This is a genomic window from Anaerosolibacter carboniphilus, assembly GCF_014205875.1.
GTDB classification, from domain to species: Bacteria; Bacillota; Clostridia; order Peptostreptococcales; family Thermotaleaceae; genus Anaerosolibacter; species Anaerosolibacter carboniphilus.
Genome location: NZ_JACHEN010000003.1, coordinates 163,196 through 180,556, shown reverse-complemented (window position 1 = coordinate 180,556; position 17,361 = coordinate 163,196). Strand labels below are relative to the sequence as shown.

22 protein-coding genes are annotated in these 17,361 nt (G+C 40.1%); 18 read left to right on the top strand and 4 right to left on the bottom strand.

The window, feature by feature from the left end; all coding sequences use genetic code 11:
* Positions 1-18: 18 nt before the first annotated feature.
* From HNQ80_RS03970 to HNQ80_RS03955, 4 genes are read right to left on the bottom strand one after another with little or no spacing between them, the layout of a single operon-like run.
* Positions 19-1,656, bottom strand: coding sequence for a DUF2326 domain-containing protein (locus tag HNQ80_RS03970; RefSeq protein WP_184308370.1), 1,638 nt, complete (start codon positions 1,654-1,656; stop codon positions 19-21).
* Positions 1,640-1,873, bottom strand: coding sequence for an ABC-three component system middle component 7 (locus HNQ80_RS03965; protein ID WP_069980556.1), 234 nt, complete (start codon positions 1,871-1,873; stop codon positions 1,640-1,642). The genes HNQ80_RS03970 and HNQ80_RS03965 overlap by 17 nt, the downstream gene beginning before the upstream one ends.
* Positions 1,857-3,095, bottom strand: coding sequence for an ABC-three component system protein (locus tag HNQ80_RS03960; RefSeq protein ID WP_184308368.1), 1,239 nt, complete (start codon positions 3,093-3,095; stop codon positions 1,857-1,859). The genes HNQ80_RS03965 and HNQ80_RS03960 overlap by 17 nt, the downstream gene beginning before the upstream one ends.
* 27 nt (positions 3,096-3,122) lie before the next feature.
* Positions 3,123-3,338, bottom strand: coding sequence for a helix-turn-helix domain-containing protein (locus tag HNQ80_RS03955; protein WP_069980558.1), 216 nt, complete (start codon positions 3,336-3,338; stop codon positions 3,123-3,125).
* 362 nt (positions 3,339-3,700) lie between these two features.
* Here HNQ80_RS03955 and HNQ80_RS03950 point away from each other — a divergent pair, with 362 nt between their 5' ends.
* The 18 genes from HNQ80_RS03950 to HNQ80_RS03865 all read left to right on the top strand — a co-directional run bounded on the left by HNQ80_RS03950 (position 3,701) and on the right by HNQ80_RS03865 (position 17,360).
* Positions 3,701-3,844 (top strand): hypothetical protein, encoded by a 144-nt coding sequence (locus tag HNQ80_RS03950; protein ID WP_184308366.1) that lies wholly within the window; start codon positions 3,701-3,703, stop codon positions 3,842-3,844.
* 296 nt (positions 3,845-4,140) lie between these two features.
* Complete coding sequence (locus HNQ80_RS03945; RefSeq protein WP_184308364.1) at positions 4,141-4,689, top strand: sigma-70 family RNA polymerase sigma factor; 549 nt, start codon at positions 4,141-4,143, stop codon at positions 4,687-4,689.
* Positions 4,690-4,753: 64 nt separating this feature from the next.
* On the top strand, positions 4,754-5,416 hold the full coding sequence (locus HNQ80_RS03940; protein ID WP_184308362.1) for a Rha family transcriptional regulator: 663 nt from the start codon (positions 4,754-4,756) through the stop codon (positions 5,414-5,416).
* A gap of 14 nt (positions 5,417-5,430) precedes the next feature.
* Positions 5,431-5,652, top strand: a complete 222-nt coding sequence (locus tag HNQ80_RS03935; RefSeq protein ID WP_184308360.1) for a hypothetical protein — start codon at positions 5,431-5,433, stop codon at positions 5,650-5,652.
* On the top strand, positions 5,639-6,070 hold the full coding sequence (locus HNQ80_RS03930) for a DUF7768 domain-containing protein (RefSeq protein WP_184308359.1): 432 nt from the start codon (positions 5,639-5,641) through the stop codon (positions 6,068-6,070). Before HNQ80_RS03935 ends, HNQ80_RS03930 begins: the two co-directional genes overlap by 14 nt.
* Entirely contained in the window at positions 6,067-8,424 is a 2,358-nt protein-coding gene (locus HNQ80_RS03925; protein WP_184308357.1) for a virulence-associated E family protein, read from the top strand. The genes HNQ80_RS03930 and HNQ80_RS03925 overlap by 4 nt, the downstream gene beginning before the upstream one ends.
* A 225-nt stretch (positions 8,425-8,649) precedes the next feature.
* Positions 8,650-8,931 (top strand): VRR-NUC domain-containing protein, encoded by a 282-nt coding sequence (locus HNQ80_RS03920; protein ID WP_184308355.1) that lies wholly within the window; start codon positions 8,650-8,652, stop codon positions 8,929-8,931.
* Positions 8,912-10,264 (top strand): DEAD/DEAH box helicase, encoded by a 1,353-nt coding sequence (locus HNQ80_RS03915; protein ID WP_184308353.1) that lies wholly within the window; start codon positions 8,912-8,914, stop codon positions 10,262-10,264. Before HNQ80_RS03920 ends, HNQ80_RS03915 begins: the two co-directional genes overlap by 20 nt.
* Positions 10,261-10,485, top strand: coding sequence for a hypothetical protein (locus HNQ80_RS03910; protein ID WP_018659556.1), 225 nt, complete (start codon positions 10,261-10,263; stop codon positions 10,483-10,485). Before HNQ80_RS03915 ends, HNQ80_RS03910 begins: the two co-directional genes overlap by 4 nt.
* On the top strand, positions 10,482-10,934 hold the full coding sequence (locus HNQ80_RS03905) for a DUF1492 domain-containing protein (RefSeq protein ID WP_018659555.1): 453 nt from the start codon (positions 10,482-10,484) through the stop codon (positions 10,932-10,934). The genes HNQ80_RS03910 and HNQ80_RS03905 overlap by 4 nt, the downstream gene beginning before the upstream one ends.
* Before the next feature lie 118 nt (positions 10,935-11,052).
* Entirely contained in the window at positions 11,053-11,412 is a 360-nt protein-coding gene (locus HNQ80_RS03900) for an HNH endonuclease (RefSeq protein WP_184308351.1), read from the top strand.
* Between the two features lie 118 nt (positions 11,413-11,530).
* Positions 11,531-12,070 carry a P27 family phage terminase small subunit gene (locus HNQ80_RS03895; protein ID WP_184308349.1) on the top strand — a complete coding sequence of 180 codons (540 nt, stop codon included), beginning with the start codon at positions 11,531-11,533 and terminating at the stop codon, positions 12,068-12,070.
* A 2-nt stretch (positions 12,071-12,072) separates the two neighbouring features.
* On the top strand, positions 12,073-13,236 hold the full coding sequence (gene metK / locus HNQ80_RS03890) for a methionine adenosyltransferase (protein WP_237729708.1): 1,164 nt from the start codon (positions 12,073-12,075) through the stop codon (positions 13,234-13,236).
* Positions 13,226-14,461 (top strand): site-specific DNA-methyltransferase, encoded by a 1,236-nt coding sequence (locus HNQ80_RS03885; RefSeq protein WP_184308346.1) that lies wholly within the window; start codon positions 13,226-13,228, stop codon positions 14,459-14,461. The genes metK and HNQ80_RS03885 overlap by 11 nt, the downstream gene beginning before the upstream one ends.
* Positions 14,454-16,190 (top strand): DNA (cytosine-5-)-methyltransferase, encoded by a 1,737-nt coding sequence (gene dcm, locus HNQ80_RS03880; protein ID WP_184308344.1) that lies wholly within the window; start codon positions 14,454-14,456, stop codon positions 16,188-16,190. Before HNQ80_RS03885 ends, dcm begins: the two co-directional genes overlap by 8 nt.
* Before the next feature lie 94 nt (positions 16,191-16,284).
* Positions 16,285-16,977 (top strand): virulence protein, encoded by a 693-nt coding sequence (locus tag HNQ80_RS03875; protein ID WP_184308342.1) that lies wholly within the window; start codon positions 16,285-16,287, stop codon positions 16,975-16,977.
* Positions 16,961-17,191: a DUF4314 domain-containing protein gene (locus tag HNQ80_RS03870; protein ID WP_110133559.1), complete on the top strand. Its 231-nt coding sequence runs from the start codon at positions 16,961-16,963 to the stop codon at positions 17,189-17,191. The genes HNQ80_RS03875 and HNQ80_RS03870 overlap by 17 nt, the downstream gene beginning before the upstream one ends.
* Complete coding sequence (locus HNQ80_RS03865) at positions 17,181-17,360, top strand: DUF5049 domain-containing protein (RefSeq protein ID WP_184308340.1); 180 nt, start codon at positions 17,181-17,183, stop codon at positions 17,358-17,360. Before HNQ80_RS03870 ends, HNQ80_RS03865 begins: the two co-directional genes overlap by 11 nt.
* Position 17,361 lies beyond the last annotated feature (1 nt).

Here is a 17,361-nt window from a genome sequence, read left to right as displayed (position 1 = left end):
TTTAAAATCCTCCTATATTTAATCGTTCGATTTGTACTTACTCCATGAACGACCAAAAAGTTCATTTCCGTCAGATAAACGTAATATTGCAGTTTCTTCTAAAATTCTATGTGCATTCTCGGTTGTAGAATCAGCTTTATCAAAAGCAATAAAAACTTGGCTTTTGGTAGACTGATAACGTTCCAATATATGTTCCAAGTGAACATCCTCAATACGTTTGAGAATGTTTGAGTCGTGGATGATAGCAGGAACTGGACGTAATTCAAGAATACTCAGATCATAAACAACTAGACTTTTGAAGGCAGTTCCTTCACTTGTGTTGCCAGGAGTCTCAAAAATAATATCTTTTTGAGGAGAGACATATAGAAGGGGAGCAGTTTCTTGCTTTTCAGTTACTACCCTATTAATTAATTCCATCCTAGAATTAATATCGTCTTGAATCTCACCTATTTTTTCGGATTGTTGCAACAGTAGCTTTTCTAATTTTTGTTCTGCTTCTGCTCGAGCATCCTGTAATTCTTTTTGATGAACCAACTCTGATGTCTCTTCTTCAAGTCTATCAATGCTCTTAGATACATTGACGCACTGGGAAAGCACTCTCTCAGACATTTCCTTTGCTATGCCAGACTCTTCAATTTTCCTATTTAGACGATTTATTTCCTTATCGTACTCTCGGATCAGTGGTTGCAGTCGGTTTATTTCCTGATCCATTTCTTCACCTAAAATTTCTCTAATTCTTACATGAAAATGTTCTATCTCTGCAAATGCTTTTATATTAGCATTTGGAAAGAAATTAGCTAAGGAATTAAATTCACTTTCAGTATTGGCCTTGCTATCAGGGATATTGCTCAAAATAGCATTGAGTTCTGATTGCAGGCGATTGCGTTTGCGAATAAAACTATTCAAATCTTTTTGAACTGCGGATATCCTTTCAAATGTTTGTGTATCAAAACCAAACATTGCCAATTGAGCTTCCTCACTGTTTTTCATCAGCTTTTGAAGCCTCTTTTTTAATGATTCAATTGCCTTTTTATTACTTTCGATCTTTTCAATGTCAACTTTCTGACGCTGACGATTTTTTAGTTGTGAAGCTTTAATTCCAAGTTCTTCTTCCATACTTTTGATGGATATAAGAATTTTGTAATGCCCGAAAAGTTTTAGTAGAAAATCTACAGCCTTTTCATCTTGTTCACGAGGCTTCACTAACAATGGATATTTTTCAAGAGTGTTCTCGCGCCCGTAAATACGGAAAAAACGCTCTATAATATCTGAAAACGAAAGAGCTGGAAGGCCAATTTTATATTCCTGAAATAAAAACCTTCGGTAATCTTCAAGGGACAATTTTGCTATAAAATGATGCTCTTTATCACTTTGATAAACATTTTTAGGATCATCAGTACTTCTATAAAAATAGTATGGTTGACCATCAAACTCAAATTTGAAGTAAATTGTATGAGAGCCTATTTCTTTCTTTATATCTCCAGTCAGGGAGCAATAGCTTTCACCGCCGAATACATAATCTATAATCCATAGAAATGTAGATTTTCCAATTGCATTGCTTCCACCTGTACTTCCTAGAACTGTATTCAGGCCTGAGTTGAAATAAATAGTATGATGGTCTGGAGCAAACTTATCGCATTTAATCTCTTTCAACATAGCGAAGTAGCCTCCCTTCCTCAATTAATTCAATTTCTCCTAATGCAAATAAGCAATCTAATGCACTTAGAAAATCAGCCATGTCATATTTTCTTGACTTGGTTTTTTCGAATAGCTCTTTAGGTGACATATCCTGCTGTGCCAATTCCTCAAGAATGTCAGGGAAAAGAGCAATAATGCTTTTTGCATAGGGTGTTACTTTATTTGGTAATCTCATCGAACACCTCACACCTTTGTACGAAGTAGGAGATTATGATCTCACAAGCTTCTCTATATTTTCGTCCGGTTTTTTCGAATAATGTCTCAACAAGTAGATTATAAATAGCACTTTGGGATAATTGTGATTCGTTTGCATCTTCGTACATTCGTTTGACGTTTTTTGCAAACTTATCGACGTTTAGCTTGTTTTCTCCTGCCAACCGATCTAGTGCATCGTTAACTCCTTGATACAACCGCCGAACATCAAAAAGTACCCTTTCTTTCAAACGTTTCTCAACGATTTTTTTCTCAACTTTCACAGGCTGTATTTTTAGTTGTGTGCCATCTGTAACATCCATCAAATCGACTTCACGGAGCACCTGTTCAATTTGCTTTTCTATTGTATATCTTGATGTCGCTTCTCTCGCGACTACAAGAGTTTCTAAATCATGCTTTTCAGATATTAGAGCTATTTTTTCTTCCAGAGAGGCATTTTGTATTTCCCGTTCACAGTCAACACAAAGAACAACTTCATCAGTTTCAGAAAGGCGGACGATCTTAGCATAATTAACATCGTTGCCTTCTTTTTTTATGCCTAAAACTCTACTGCATTTTTGACATTTGCCCCCAGTTTCAGTTAAGAGAACTAAAGCGCGAGTGTTAATTGAAATTTCGTTTGCGGTTTCATAAGAGAAATTACTATATGTTGAAATGAAACTTATCTTGTCTTTTTCATCATTAAAGGACTGTATGTACTCATCAGTAACTTCCTTTACGTTATCTTCACAATTCCTGTTTTCAACATTTTGCACAGTGTAAAGAAATATTCCAGCGAGAAAATCTTCCAAGACAAATGCATCACGACTCGATATGGTTTCTTTTGTCATACCGTTAACTTTTTCAATGATTGTGTCAGGTTCAATTGCATTATCTGATGCAATGATGTCTTTCAAGGCAAGAACGATTAAGCTCCTTTTGTTGCTGTCCAACATTTGAAGGATATTCTGCTTAAAGAACTCTGAAACATCCTGAGGGTCGGCTGATAAAGCAGCATCAGTTACAATACGTGAAAGATTTTTCTTGCCCTTTACTAAGTCAGAAGTAGTTCCATCATCGCTACGAACATCATAAGTAGACGCAACAGAAAGCAGCAAGGTACCGCACAACCACTTTTGTGTAATGCTCTTTGTTTTGCAATTTTTTAAAATTGTTGCCAAAGTACCAAAGCATAGCTTTTTCATACATGCGTCTCCTCTCAATAGATTTAATTAGTTGGAAGTATCATCGTCCACGTAATCGACAATGTCGCCAATGTTGACATTAAGAGCTTTACATATTCTTCCTAGCACATCCATACTTACTGGCAAATCTTTGCTCATTTTTGCTAACGTAGTCGACGTTAAATTTGTTTTCGCCATTAAATCTTTTTTCATCATTTTTTTATCAATTAAGAGCTTCCATAATTTGTTATAACTAAAAGCCATTTTAAATCGCCTCCAAGCACAATTGGATGGTAACCAAGACGTGTCTTTACTATTATAGCAATTTACTAAGCGAATTACAATCATATATCTAAAAACGCTTACTAGAACTTTATAAATACTTAGTTTTATCTTGTTTTGAGGATTAGGTAAATATTTGAGGAGTCTCAGCGGAGTGTCAGAGGAGTCTCAGCTGAGGATTCTAGGAACTCCAGCTATTAAAATTTAAATAGATGGTAAGACAAGCTGATTTCTAGGAAAGACATCTGTAAATGGAAAAGTCTGATAGCTTACCAACTATAAAAAATATCATATGCCAGATTTTCAATAAAGGCATATCGAGAAAAAGGAAGGAGGGAAAAGAAATGGCAAAACGTAATACACGCCAAACATCCAAGAGAGTTGCTTCAAAGGCAAGTAAAATTCTCAACGATGGACGTTTCAGCAAAAATTCTAAATCAGTTGCTGGCAGTGCTTTAAGTCAAACGAGACCAAGCAAAAAGAAGTAGTTTCAGTGATAGGCAGAGACAGATTTGAATAATCAGCCTGCCTATCCTCCTCAAAGGTAGTAATCAGTAAAGAGCATTTATTGCTCAACAAAATCAATCTCAAAGTCCTAGTGCGCATACGGACGGCGGGATGCATAAGAGTTCAGAACACAGTGATAAAGACTGTGTTTGGAATGAAGATGCACCCACCGTGATTTCGTGTGCCCTTTTTTAGGACAAGCGGAGTCTGTGGTCATCTTCACCACAGGCTCTTTTTGTATTCCGCCGCCCAATGCCAGGACGGAAAGGAATACTTTATGAAGATTCGAGTTTTATATGAAGACAACATCAAAAATGGTCATAAGAACTACACCACAATTGAAATTCCAGATGGAGATTACAGCGTTATGCTGGACATTGACTATGAGCAACGTCTTGCAGAGGCAAAGCCTGAAAAGAAAGCAGAAGTTAAGCGTTGTGAAACTTTACAGGAAATGTTCGAACTAATGAATTCCAAAGAATACAACCACTGGCGCCGCTATCATAGGCATCTTGGCAATCCGAAGACACCTTATCGTAAAGATGATCAGGCTGAGGATGAAACTGATGTTATGGATACATTTGCAGATAACTCTCAAGAGATAGAGCGTTCTAACCAATACGAGTACGAGGATGTTTGTAAATGGATAAGCAAGGTACTCGGTAAAAAAGAAGATTGGGCGGATATGTTTATCGCCGTTCGTATAGACGGTATGTCAATCCGTGAATATGCCAGCTCCATAGGTGCTGATGAAAACAACATTACTCAGAAGTTAAAACGAGCAACAAAAAAATTGGAACAAGAATATAAAAACCGTCAGATTTGACCTTCTCCCAAGGCTACCAGGTAGGAGGTCAAGACCTCCAAAAAAATTTAAGGAGGTAATTCTGATGAGAGAATTAATACCTAAAGATCAATATGGTGTGTTTGCCGACACCAAAGATACGGCAAGAGTGGATAGTTTGTTTGTAGCAGAGTTCTTCGAGAAGGAACATAAAAATGTTCTGCGTGACATTGCTAAAATCACTGACCCCAAATCTGGGTTAAGCACAGAATTTGCTCAGCTCAATTTTGAGCCAACCTCATACACGGATGGTTGGAACAGAAAACAAAAGGCTTATGCCATGACTCGTGATGGATTCACTATGTTGGTTATGGGATATACAGGGCAGAAAGCAATGAAGTTCAAAGAGTTATACATCAAACGCTTTAATGAAATGGAGCAGTTCATTAAAACCCTTGTTTCGGCTCGTAAGGAGTTCCCTTTGCTGACAGACAACATTAAGTTACTTCATGAAAATCCAAAGCCATACCACTTCAGTAATGAATGCGATATGTTAAATCGCATCGTTATTGGAATGACGGCAAAGCAGTTTAGATTAGCAAATGGAATTGAAAAAGGAAAAAGCATCAGGCCTTACTTATCTGATGAGCAGATTACGATGCTAGACACATTACAAAAAGTAGATGTTGGTTTGTTAGTAGCTGTTCCAGATTATGGGCAGCGTAAGCGTTACTTGGAATGGTACAAAACCAAAATAGAGAAGAATTAAGGAGGGCTCTTACTATGTTTTATGTGAAAGAAAGATTGAATGATTCCATGGAGATATCCATGGAAATAACAGATGAGAATGTTTTTTGCCACTGCCCGATGTGTGATGTTGAAGTAATGGTGGATATTGCAGAAATCCTAGGTGATGGTGAAAGTGATTTATTTGGTACTGCAGTATATTGTAGCGAATGTAGTAAAAAAATTAGAGCCGGAGGTAGCTGTGATGAACATAAATAAATTCAATGCTGAAGGATACTATGACCCTACTCCGCATGAAGCACTAACTAATATAGTAAAAAAGGAAAAGGCAGCGTCAAAACCTGCCTTCCGTCCTTTGGTTTATATATGCGCCCCTTTTCACGGAGCTGTTAAGGAAAATGTATTAAAAGCCACTCAGTTTGCAGAATTTGCTTTCAATCGTGGATGTATCCCGCTGACCCCGCACCTTCTATTCCCTTTCATGGATGACAGTAATGAGAAAGAACGTGATCTTGCTATTTTCATGGACATCATCCTCATGGGCAAGTGCCAGGAAGTCTGGGTACTTGGTGATGTTATCTCAAAAGGCATGAGTATTGAAATAGAAAAGGCAAAGAAACGTAGACAACTGGTCAGATATTTCAATAAGGATTTTGAGGAGGTAGAGGCTTTATGAAGATAGCATACGGCAATAGCCGAATGGATAAAAAGTGGAAAAACAGCGATATTAGCTGGGACGATTTCTGTTCCCGTGTTAAGACCACACAGCGTACTACTGAAACCGTTGAAGAATATCGCAAAATGAGAAAAGGCGGACAGGATTCCATTAAGGATGTGGGCGGCTTTGTTGGTGGTCACTTAAAAGATGGCAGACGTAAAAAAGGAAATGTGCTGTCACGATCTATGTTAACTCTCGATATGGATTATGGAACAAGTGGTATTTGGGAAGAAATCTGTACCTTCTTCCCTTACCAGTGCTGCATCTATTCTACCCATAAGCATACTCCAGAAAATCCAAGGCTTAGACTAATTATTCCTCTTTCCCGTGATGTGGGAGAAGAAGAATATGCTGCGGTCAGCCGTATGGTAGCAAAGGAAATTGGCATTGACCTTTTTGATGACACGACCTATGAGCCGGAAAGATTGATGTATTGGCCATCTACTTCAAGAAACGGTGTATTTGTATATGAAGAAAAAGATGGCTCCCTCCTTGATCCCGATGAGTTTCTAAATAAATACGATGATTGGCGAGATACAAGTACCTGGCCGGTATCTTCTAGGCAATCTGAAGTGATAGAACGTTCATTAACAGAACAGGCTGATCCGCTTTCTAAGGAAGGTGTGATTGGCACATTTTGCCGTACTTATTCAGTAAGTGATGCAATTGATAAATTTTTGGAAAATGTCTATGAACCTTCAGCAATGGTCGGCCGGTATGACTATATGCCAGCCGATTCAAGCGCTGGAGTCATACTCTATGATGATAAGTTCGCATACTCCCATCATGCAACAGATCCTGCAAGCGGGAGATTGCTGAATGCCTTTGACCTTGTTCGTATTCATAAGTTTGGCAATTTAGATGATAGAGCATCAGAGAATACACCACCAAGTAAATGGCCATCTTTTATCAATATGTGTGAATTTGCCATTAAAGATGATGAAGTGAAGGCGCAATTTGCTAAAGAGCGTATGGAGCAAGCAACGGTTGATTTTACAGATGATACATGGCAAACAGCCCTTGAACTTGACAAACAGGGCAAGATTAAGGATACCCTCGATAATATTGTCCTTATCATCCGTAACGACACAGAACTAGAATCCATTGCTTTTAATAAGCACCGTGATGGAATCGATGCAAGGAATGGTCTGCCTTGGGATCAAATGAAAGGCGGTTGGAATGACTCGGATAATGCCGCCCTTAAGGTGTACCTTTCCAATAGATACGGAATTTACGCTCCAACTAAAACAAAAGATGCGACTATAGCTGTGGCAGCAGAGAGAGCTTATCACCCTATAAAGGAATACCTTGATAATCTATCGGATTGGGATGGAATCGATAGAGTTGAAACCTTGCTTATTGATTACTTTAATGCAGCAGATAACTCATATACCAGAGCCGTTACAAGAAAGATGATGGTGGCGGCGGTAGCACGTATTTATCATCCTGGTACAAAGTTTGATAGCGTACTAATTCTTAATGGTCCACAGGGGATTGGTAAATCAACCTTCTTTGCAAAACTTGCAGGCGATTGGTTTTCCGATAGCTTGACGCTCACAGATATGAAAGATAAATCAGGACCTGAGAAACTCCAAGGATACTGGATCTTAGAACTTGGAGAACTAGCTGGAATGCGAAAAACTGATGTGGAGGTCGTCAAATCTTTTATATCAAGGTCTGATGATAAGTACCGTGCCAGTTATGGAGTCAATGTTGAAAGCCATCCTCGTCAGTGCATCATTGTAGGTTCAACCAATGCAGAGAGTGGATTTCTTAGAGACATCACCGGTAACCGTAGGTTCTGGCCGGTGCGTATTAATGGTGAAAGTAGAAAGAAGGCATGGCAAATGTCGGTTTATGATGTGGAACAGATATGGGCTGAAACGCTAGTGCTTTATGGGAGGGGTGAAAAACTCTATCTCGAAGGCAGTGATGTCCAACTGGCTACCAATGAACAGGCTGATGCGATGGAAAGTGATGAGCGCGAGGGTCTTGTTCGCACTTATCTTGATACTCTTTTGCCGGATGACTGGAGCACCATGTCTTTATATGAGCGTAGAAATTACCTTAACGGTAGTGAATTTGGTGGGGAGTCCCGTGTTGGTACGGTAGAACGTACCCTTGTTTGCAATATGGAAATTTGGTGCGAGTGCTTTGGTAAAGATGCCGCCACTATGAAACCTGCGGATTCTTATGCCATTGCAGGCATTATGAAGAAAATCAGTGACTGGAACAAGTATCAAGGGAACAAGAACGGAACAACCAATTTTCCAATCTACGGCAAGCAACGTTGTTACGAGCGAATTGAGTAACGCTAGTTCCTTGTTCAATGGTTGTTTCCTATGGTTGTTCTCTTAAAAACCTAGGTAATACCGATACTTTAGCGTTATGGGAATGACAGGAACAAGATTTTTACTACTTAGTAATAAATAAAAAAATAGTAGTAGTAACGCATCGTGGACGTGTATATGCGCGCGTATAGGAAAAAACGGTTAAAGTTGTACCTGTTGTTCCTTATAAAAATTATGGAGGATATTATGCAAGAAAAATATATAGAGAAAAAACTTGTAGCAGCAGTTAAAGACATGGGAGGTATTGCACTAAAGTTTGTAAGTCCAGGAGTTGATGGTGTGCCAGATCGCATTGTACTACTTCCTATGGGGAGAATGGCATTTGTTGAGTGTAAAGCAACGGGAAAAAAGATGCGCCCTATACAAGAAAAAAGAAAGAAACAACTGGAGGCATTAGGTTTTTCGGTGTATTGCTTGGACAGTGTAGACCAGATTGGAGGGATACTCAGTGAAATACAATCCACATGAATACCAAAGCTATGCAACAGATTTTATTTTATCCCATCCCATATCTGCAGTTTTTCTTGAAATGGGTCTTGGTAAAAGTGTGATTACCTTATCGGCAATATTTGACCTTTGCTTGGATAGTTTTCTCGTTTGCAAGGTGTTAGTCATTGCTCCTTTAAGAGTAGCAAGGGATACATGGCCTGCAGAAATCAATAAGTGGGATCATTTAAAAGGGCTCTCTTACTCGGTGGCAGTGGGAACTGAAAAAGAAAGAATCGATGCTCTCAAGAAACAATCCACGCTATACATTATCAACCGTGAGAACGTGGATTGGCTGGTTCATAAAAGTGGTATTCCTTTTCACTTTGATATGGTGGTCATTGATGAGCTGTCATCCTTTAAGTCCTATGGTGCAAAGCGGTTTAAAAGTCTACTTAAAGTAAGACCCTCTGTAAAAAGAATAGTCGGTCTTACCGGTACTCCCTCCAGTAATGGATTGATGGATTTATGGGCAGAGTTTCGAATTCTTGATTTAGGTCAAAGGCTGGGACGCTACATTAGCCATTACCGAAACACCTATTTTAAGCCAGATAAGAGAAACGCACAGATTATATTTTCATATAAACCACTGCCCGGTGCTGAAGAGGAAATCTACAAACAAATATCAGACATCACCATTTCTATGAAATCTACCGATTATCTCAAGATGCCTGAATATGTCAGTAATGAAGTGTTTGTCACTTTAAGTGAAAAAGAATGGAAAGTCTATTCAGATTTTAAGGAAGACATGGTGGCTAACTTAGGTGATGAAGAAATTGATGCTGTTAATGCGGCAGTCCTTTCTGGAAAACTGCTACAGATGGCAAATGGTGCAGTATACGATAGCGAAAATAAAGCTCATGTGATTCATGACAAAAAGCTAGATGCCTTGGAAGATTTAATCGAAGGAGCAAATGGGAAACCAGTCCTTGTTGCTTATTGGTATAAGCATGATTTAGAACGGATTAAAGAGCGATTTCCAGTCAGACAGATTCAGTCATCAAAGGATATTGAGGCTTGGAATGATGGAAAGATCCCCATTGCTGTTATTCATCCGGTCAGTGCCGGTCATGGTCTTAATCTTCAAAGCGGCGGTTCAACGCTTATCTGGTTTGGTCTGACCTGGTCACTAGAGCTGTATCAACAAACTAATGCAAGACTTTATAGGCAGGGTCAAAAGGATACAGTTATTGTTCACCACATCATCACCAAAAACACCATCGATGAAGACGTACTGCTTGCACTCACAAAAAAAGAGAAAACTCAAGATGCCTTGATTGATGCGGTAAAGGCAAATTTAGAGGTGATGCGATGACAGAACCTTATCAAAACTTAGCCAATGCCATCATTTTAATGGCTGTTAAGGATTATCGGACAGCCTTAAAGAAACTAAAAAAGCGTCCAAAGTATGGACCTGCACAAGATTTGAAAAACGAGGTGGAGAGGTTCTTCCGCTCTGATTGGTATAGAGAACTTACCTCTGTTGATGGAGAAATCCTAATCAAAAAGCTACAAGCGGAGGTGAGCGAGAAATGAAAGCAAAAGAATATTTACACCAAGCCTACAGGCTAGACAAACGAATCCAATCAAACATTGAGGAAATGGAAAGGCTGAGGGAATTATCGACCAGTGTTTCCTCCCCCAGCTGGGGCGAGAGAATACAAACACAACGGCATACCGATGCTTTGTTTGTCAGATACCTTGAGCGAATTGAAGAACTACAAATCAAGATTAATGATGAGGTAGATCATCTTGTAGCACTTAAAGCAGAGATTCGAGATGTGATTAATAAAGTAACGGATATCGATGAACGCATGGTGTTACGTTACCGCTACGTTCATAACTTTACCTGGGAGCAAATCGGTGATGAGCTGAATGCTGATAAGAGTACCATTCGCAGATGGCATGGCAATGCCTTAAATCACGTTGTCGTACCTGAAAATCCAATTGTTATTCAAATGTTGAACAGCAATGAGCACTTTTGAGCAGAGATAAGCACCTCATCTTTATGTTACATTATAATCAGCAAGATAGAATACTTACTAAGCCTTGTGGGTCATACCCTGCAGGGCTTTTTCTATGCCCAGAAAGCGAGGTGATATGATGCCAAGAAAACCAAAACGACCATGCAGTACACCAGGCTGTCCCAACTTAACCGATGGCCAGTACTGTGAAGACCATCGAGTAGAAGAGCGTAGGCGCTATGACAAGTACCAACGGTCAAGTGATGTTAATAAGAAATACGGCAGAGCCTGGAAAAGAATCCGTGACAGATATGCACGAGAACATCCCCTGTGTGAGATGTGTAAAGAGGATGGAAGACTAACTCCCACTGATGAAGTGCATCACATCCTCCCTGTCTCTCAAGGTGGTACACACGATAGAAGTAATTTGATGTCCTTATGTAAATCCTGTCACAACAAGATTCATTTAGAACTCGGTGATCGACAGATTCGTAGCTGAGCCAAGGGGGAGGTCAAATCTCTAGACCTCTTATGGCGGACAACGGCCTGGGGTCTTGCGTGTAAAAATCAGAAATCAAAGGGGGTATTAAAGACTTTTAGAAAAGTGAGGTGGAAAAATGGCAAAGGACGGTACAGCAAGAGGTGGCCAGCGTGTTGGCGCAGGAAGAAAGTCAAAAGCTCTAACAGATAAAATTACTGACGGCAGATTAAACGGGGCTCAAGTACTACCGGAGCCAGCAGAAATGGAAGGCACGGATGTTCCTCCAGTAAAAGATTATCTAAAGGCGACTCAGAAAAACGGTAAAGACCTCTGTGCAGAAGATATTTATATAGAAACATATAAATGGTTAAAGGATCGTAGCTGCGAAATGTTAGTAAACAACCAGCTGATCGAGCAATATGCCATGAGTGTTTCTCGTTGGATTCAGTGCGAGGAGTGTATTTCAGAATATGGATTTCTTGCAAAACATCCTACTACATCAGCAGCCATAGCATCACCGTATGTTGCTATGAGCCGTGAATACATGAAACAAGTAAATCAGTGTTGGTATCAGATTTACCAGATTGTAAAAGAAAACTGCTCTGTAGAGTTTGGTGGCAGAAGTCCACAAGATGATTTAATGGAGCGGTTATTATCTGCTAGGAAAGGAAAATGATAATGAAAAAATATAGAACTTGTGAAAGTGTGTGTAAAGGGCATCCCGATAAATTGTGTGACCTAATCTCTGACAGCATCTTAGATGCGTGTTTGAGAAAAGATAAATCCTCTCGTGTGGCCTGCGAGGTGATGGCAACCAAAGGACGTATCATTGTTGCCGGTGAGATTACCTGTTCAAAGAAAATTGATATCAAACGAGTAGTTCGTAATGTTCTAACTGATGTCGGCTACAATCCAAGAAAGTTTCTCGTGTTTGTCCATGTACATCAGCAAAGCAAAGATATCGCAGGTGGTGTTGATAGAGCCTTGGAATCCCGTGAAGGCGATACTTCCTGGTATTCCATGCTAGGTGCAGGAGATCAAGGCACAGTTTATGGCTATGCCACCAATGAAACAAGTGAGAAGTTGCCGTTACCTCTTGTTCTATCTCATGCTATCTGTGAAAAGCTGGATAAAGTTATGAAGAATGGTGTTATTAAAAACATCGGTCCAGATGGTAAGGCACAAGTTACAGTAGAGTATAAAGATGATAAGCCAAAGCGAATCAAGACCATTGTTGTTTCCCTTCAGCACGGTGCTGATAAAGACTTAAATGATTTAAAAAATGAAATCATCTCTCAGGTGCTTTGGCCTGTCTTTGAAAAATATCCATTTGATGATGAAACGGAGATACTCATTAATCCAAGCGGGCGCTTTGTGGAAGGTGGACCTGCCGCTGATACAGGATTGACAGGAAGAAAAATAATGGTAGACACATACGGCGGCATTGCATCCCACGGGGGCGGTGCTTTTTCCGGTAAAGACCCGACAAAAGTGGATCGCAGTGGTGCCTATATGGCAAGAGCCATCGCAAAGAACATTATTTGGTGTGGGTATGCAGAACGATGCCAGGTTGCCATTTCTTATGCGATTGGAAAAGCAGATCCAGTTGCTGTGGAGATTGATACATTTGGAACAGGCAAAGTTGCTGAAAGTATCCTTTGTAGTGCGGTTCAAGAAGTATTTAATCTTAGACCTGCAGCAATTATCGAAAAGTTAAGGCTGACCGATGTCATTTATGCGGATACTGCTACCTACGGTCATTTCAGATATGGATTGCATTCTTGGGAGTTTTTAGATTGCTATAAAGAACTAAGGGAGGCGGTAAAAAGGTATGTTGATTGAAAAAAAGAATACAAAAGACCTGCTTCCTGCTAAATACAATCCTCGTAAAGATTTAAAGCCAGGTGATGCAGAGTATGAAAAGCTGAAACGCTCGATTGAGCAGTTTGGATATGTGGAGCCGGTTATCTGGAATAAGGTGACAGGCAATGTTGTAGGTGGCCATCAAAGACTTAAGGTACTCATTGATATGGGTATATCAGAAGTCGAATGCGTCATCATTGAGATGGATGAGGAAAAGGAAAAAGCCCTCAATATCGCTCTAAATAAAATTAGCGGTGATTGGGATAAGGATAAGCTTGCCCTTTTGATTGCTGATTTACAAGGTGCAGATTTTGATGTTTCGCTTACTGGATTTGATCCTAAAGAACTGGATGACTTATTTAAAGATACCATCAAAGATGGAATTCACGATGATGACTTTGATGTGGATGAAGAATTAAAAAAGCCTGCAATCAGCAAATTTGGTGACGTATGGACGCTAGGTAGGCACAGGCTAGTATGTGGTGACTCCACGGTGAAAGAAACCTATGATGTGCTGATGAATAAAAACAAGGCTAATTTGTGTGTGACAGACCCTCCCTACAACGTAAATTATGAAGGCTCTGCAGGGAAAATCAAAAACGATCATATGACAAATGATGCCTTTTATCAATTCCTCTTAGATGCTTTCATCAATATTGAAGAAGCATTAGCAGACGATGCCTCCATCTATGTATTTCATGCCGACACCGAAGGGTTTAATTTTAGAAAAGCCTTCTCGGATGCCGGTTTTTATTTATCCGGTTGCTGTATATGGAAAAAGGACTCCCTTGTACTTGGACGTTCACCATATCAATGGCAACACGAACCAGTGCTTTATGGTTGGAAGAAGAAAGGAAGACATCAGTGGTATACGGGAAGAAAAGAAACTACCATATGGGAGTTTGATAAACCAAAGAGAAATGGTGATCATCCTACGATGAAACCAATTCCTCTTCTTGCCTATCCTATTTTGAATTCCTCTATGAGTAACACAATTGTACTCGATCCCTTTGGTGGAAGTGGAAGTACATTAATTGCTTGTGAGCAGTCAGAGCGTATTTGCTACACAGTGGAACTAGATGAGAAATTCTGTGATGTTATTGTAAAACGCTATATTGGGCAAGTCGGGACATCAAAAGAAGTAAGTGTTCAAAGGGATGGACTCAGTTATAGATACGATGAATTGGAGGTAGCCAATGAATAAACTGACCCTAGGCAGTCTTTTTGACGGCTCGGGCGGTTTTCCTTTAGGCGGTTTAATTTCCGGTATTACCCCAGTATGGGCATCGGAGATTGAACCGTTTCCTATTAGGGTGACAACCAAAAGGCTGCCTTTTATCAAACATTATGGAGATATTTCTTGCATGGATGGCAGCAAGATAGAGCCAGTAGATATTATTACCTTTGGCTCCCCTTGCCAAGATTTATCCATAGCAGGTAAGCGTGATGGCTTGGATGGGAGACGTTCAAGTCTTTTTTATGAAGCCATCCGAATCGTAAAAGAAATGAGGTGTGCAACAGATGGCAAAAAGCCAAGATATATCGTCTGGGAAAACGTGCTTGGAGCGTTCTCATCAAACAAAGGAGAAGATTTCAGATGCGTCCTTGAAGGCATCTGCCACATCGAAGATGAAACCATATCAATTCCTAAAACTGATAAATGGAAACAAGCAGGAAGTATCGTGGGAGATCATTTCTCCCTTGCCTGGCGAGTGCTGGATGCTCAATACTGGGGAGTTCCCCAACGAAGAAAACGAATCTTCCTTGTCGCAGATTTTGCGGGTGGGGGTGCCGGAGAAATACTATTTAAGTCAGAAGGCTTGTCTGGGTATTCTAAGGAGAGCATCCGCTCGTGGCAAGGTACTGCCAGCTATATTGCAGACAGCACTGGAGAGGCAGGCACAATCTGCTTAAATGACCAGGGCGGTAATCGTATGGATGTGACAAAGGATATCACTTGTACCCTACGTGCTAAGTCAAATCATCCACCTTTTGTTATGGACTCGGCTGTTTTTGATAATCACGGAAAGGATACTCGTTTTAGTGGGCCGATTGATGTTGCACCAACTATTTCTGCTACTTATGGAACAGGCGGCAACAATCAGCCATTTGTTGTGGAAAATCCTAAGACCTACGATGTGCGATTTACCTCAGAAGGAACAATCAATGCACGTTCAAATGTCTATGAAAGTGATACGGCAAGAACCATTGATACGTCAGGCAATGCTCCGGATAGCAATCAAGGTGGTATTGCTGTGGTAGAAAGTTATGCCTTGCAAGGCTCTATGATAGGCAGAGATGACAAGAATGGCCCACGAGGAGATGGTGTTAACGAGGAAGTCAGCTTTACTTTAAATACTGTAGATAAGCACGCTGTCGTTTATGCGATTGATAGGGAGTCTTTCAACTGTGGTCAAAATTATGCTAGAAATCTTGGGATTACAGAAGATGGGATAAGTTCAACACTGAATGCACAGGGTCCCAGTGCAGTGGCAACTCCTACCTACTCATCAAGTAAGGCATCATTTTTTACAAATGCCGAGAAAGAACTTGCTAATACTTTAGTTGCCACAGATTATAAAGATCCACCGCTTATTAATGGTAATGACGGTATAGAATACACAGTCAGAAGGCTGACACCAACAGAGTGTGCAAGGCTGCAGGGTTTCCCCGATTGGTGGTGTAGTGATTTAGGGATAGAAAACCCAACGATGGATGACCTTCGCACCTGGTATGACATATTTGAAACACACCGTAAAGTGACCGGCAGTTATTCAAAAGCCAAGACACTAAAGCAAATATCTAAGTGGCTAAAGAATCCGCATTCTGATTCTGCTGAATATAAGATGTGGGGCAACGGAGTAGCCCTTCCAAATGTATGTTTTGTGCTGTCTGGCATTGTTTGGTATACACAATTAGAAGGAAATACTTAATCCATGTTTCTATTCTAAATTAGCGATAAAAAGCTTGATAAATAAGTGTTTTAGAGTGATATATGTACATACCAAAACAAAGGAGGTTTTGTACATGATCATTAATTATAACGTAACAGGGTCAGAGCGAAAGAGGTTAGTCACAGCACTTAGCGACATCACAGGTGTTAAAGCAAAGTACCTTGGAATGCCCAGCATGGCTTACGAGGTGGATGCCTTTATCATCGACAAAAATGGGAGTCTTGAATTTAGTGATAAGGCAGACAGCGAAGAAATCGAAAACGTAGCCCAGTGTTTGGCAAGGGAGGGTTTTATCGCAGAGGAGCAAATTAACGTCACTGAGGGCAAACAAACCGCAGACAGTGAGGCTTTAAGCCTTTATGTATCAATGCCAAGGAGTAGCTTTACAGAAAAGGCACTTGAAAACCTAAAAGCGATTATTGAGGCAAAAGGCGATCTTATCCGTCATGCACTTGAGGCAGAAGACTTACCTGTTGAAATTTCTGAAGATGAAGTTTCATTCCCATGGTTTAAAGAAATACCAACACCAGAAGAGGTTAAGGCTTACAACCATTTTATTTCTGCGCTTTGCGAGATGGCAAGAAACCAGAAACGCATTACTGCAAAAGAAAAGGAAATCCCAAATGAAAAATACGCATTTAGATGCTTTTTGCTCCGCCTTGAATTTATTGGAAAAGAGTATAAAGAAGAACGAAAAATATTGCTCAGAAATCTAACCGGTTCTGCGGCATTCAAAGGAGGAGTAAAAAATGAGGATAATCAGTAAAGAACAACTGCTAAACCTTCGTGAGAAGTACCCTGCTGGATGTCGAGTAGAACTATTAAAGATGGATGATATTCAAGCTCCAAAGATTGGTACAAAAGGAACAGTTGTAGGAGTAGACGATATTGGTTCTATTATGGTGCGTTGGGATTCAGGCTCCAGCCTCTCAGTCGCTTTTGGCGAAGACCTGTGCAGGAGGATTCACGATGACAGATAAGATAAAACAACAGATTCATGCTATTCGTGAAACAGGTGAAACCAATATGTTTGATGTACGAAAAGTACAGGAAATCGCTCTAAGGGAAGGATATGACGAGTTGCTTCTTTACCTTGCAGATAACATTGGGGCTTATTCCAGGTTCATTCTGACCGGTAAGGAGGAATAAA

Bases quoted from the DNA above. Each gene is read 5' to 3' on its own strand.
- HNQ80_RS03970 (WP_184308370.1), bottom strand. From the start codon at position 1,656: ATGTTGAAAGAGATTAAATGCGATAAGTTTGCTCCAGACCATCATACT.
- HNQ80_RS03965 (WP_069980556.1), bottom strand. From the start codon at position 1,873: ATGAGATTACCAAATAAAGTAACACCCTATGCAAAAAGCATTATTGCT.
- HNQ80_RS03960 (WP_184308368.1), bottom strand. From the start codon at position 3,095: ATGAAAAAGCTATGCTTTGGTACTTTGGCAACAATTTTAAAAAATTGC.
- HNQ80_RS03955 (WP_069980558.1), bottom strand. From the start codon at position 3,338: ATGGCTTTTAGTTATAACAAATTATGGAAGCTCTTAATTGATAAAAAA.
- HNQ80_RS03950 (WP_184308366.1), top strand. From the start codon at position 3,701: ATGGCAAAACGTAATACACGCCAAACATCCAAGAGAGTTGCTTCAAAG.
- HNQ80_RS03945 (WP_184308364.1), top strand. From the start codon at position 4,141: ATGAAGATTCGAGTTTTATATGAAGACAACATCAAAAATGGTCATAAG.
- HNQ80_RS03940 (WP_184308362.1), top strand. From the start codon at position 4,754: ATGAGAGAATTAATACCTAAAGATCAATATGGTGTGTTTGCCGACACC.
- HNQ80_RS03935 (WP_184308360.1), top strand. From the start codon at position 5,431: ATGTTTTATGTGAAAGAAAGATTGAATGATTCCATGGAGATATCCATG.
- HNQ80_RS03930 (WP_184308359.1), top strand. From the start codon at position 5,639: ATGAACATAAATAAATTCAATGCTGAAGGATACTATGACCCTACTCCG.
- HNQ80_RS03925 (WP_184308357.1), top strand. From the start codon at position 6,067: ATGAAGATAGCATACGGCAATAGCCGAATGGATAAAAAGTGGAAAAAC.
- HNQ80_RS03920 (WP_184308355.1), top strand. From the start codon at position 8,650: ATGCAAGAAAAATATATAGAGAAAAAACTTGTAGCAGCAGTTAAAGAC.
- HNQ80_RS03910 (WP_018659556.1), top strand. From the start codon at position 10,261: ATGACAGAACCTTATCAAAACTTAGCCAATGCCATCATTTTAATGGCT.
- HNQ80_RS03905 (WP_018659555.1), top strand. From the start codon at position 10,482: ATGAAAGCAAAAGAATATTTACACCAAGCCTACAGGCTAGACAAACGA.
- HNQ80_RS03900 (WP_184308351.1), top strand. From the start codon at position 11,053: ATGCCAAGAAAACCAAAACGACCATGCAGTACACCAGGCTGTCCCAAC.
- HNQ80_RS03895 (WP_184308349.1), top strand. From the start codon at position 11,531: ATGGCAAAGGACGGTACAGCAAGAGGTGGCCAGCGTGTTGGCGCAGGA.
- metK (WP_237729708.1), top strand. From the start codon at position 12,073: ATGAAAAAATATAGAACTTGTGAAAGTGTGTGTAAAGGGCATCCCGAT.
- HNQ80_RS03885 (WP_184308346.1), top strand. From the start codon at position 13,226: ATGTTGATTGAAAAAAAGAATACAAAAGACCTGCTTCCTGCTAAATAC.
- dcm (WP_184308344.1), top strand. From the start codon at position 14,454: ATGAATAAACTGACCCTAGGCAGTCTTTTTGACGGCTCGGGCGGTTTT.
- HNQ80_RS03875 (WP_184308342.1), top strand. From the start codon at position 16,285: ATGATCATTAATTATAACGTAACAGGGTCAGAGCGAAAGAGGTTAGTC.
- HNQ80_RS03870 (WP_110133559.1), top strand. From the start codon at position 16,961: ATGAGGATAATCAGTAAAGAACAACTGCTAAACCTTCGTGAGAAGTAC.
- HNQ80_RS03865 (WP_184308340.1), top strand. From the start codon at position 17,181: ATGACAGATAAGATAAAACAACAGATTCATGCTATTCGTGAAACAGGT.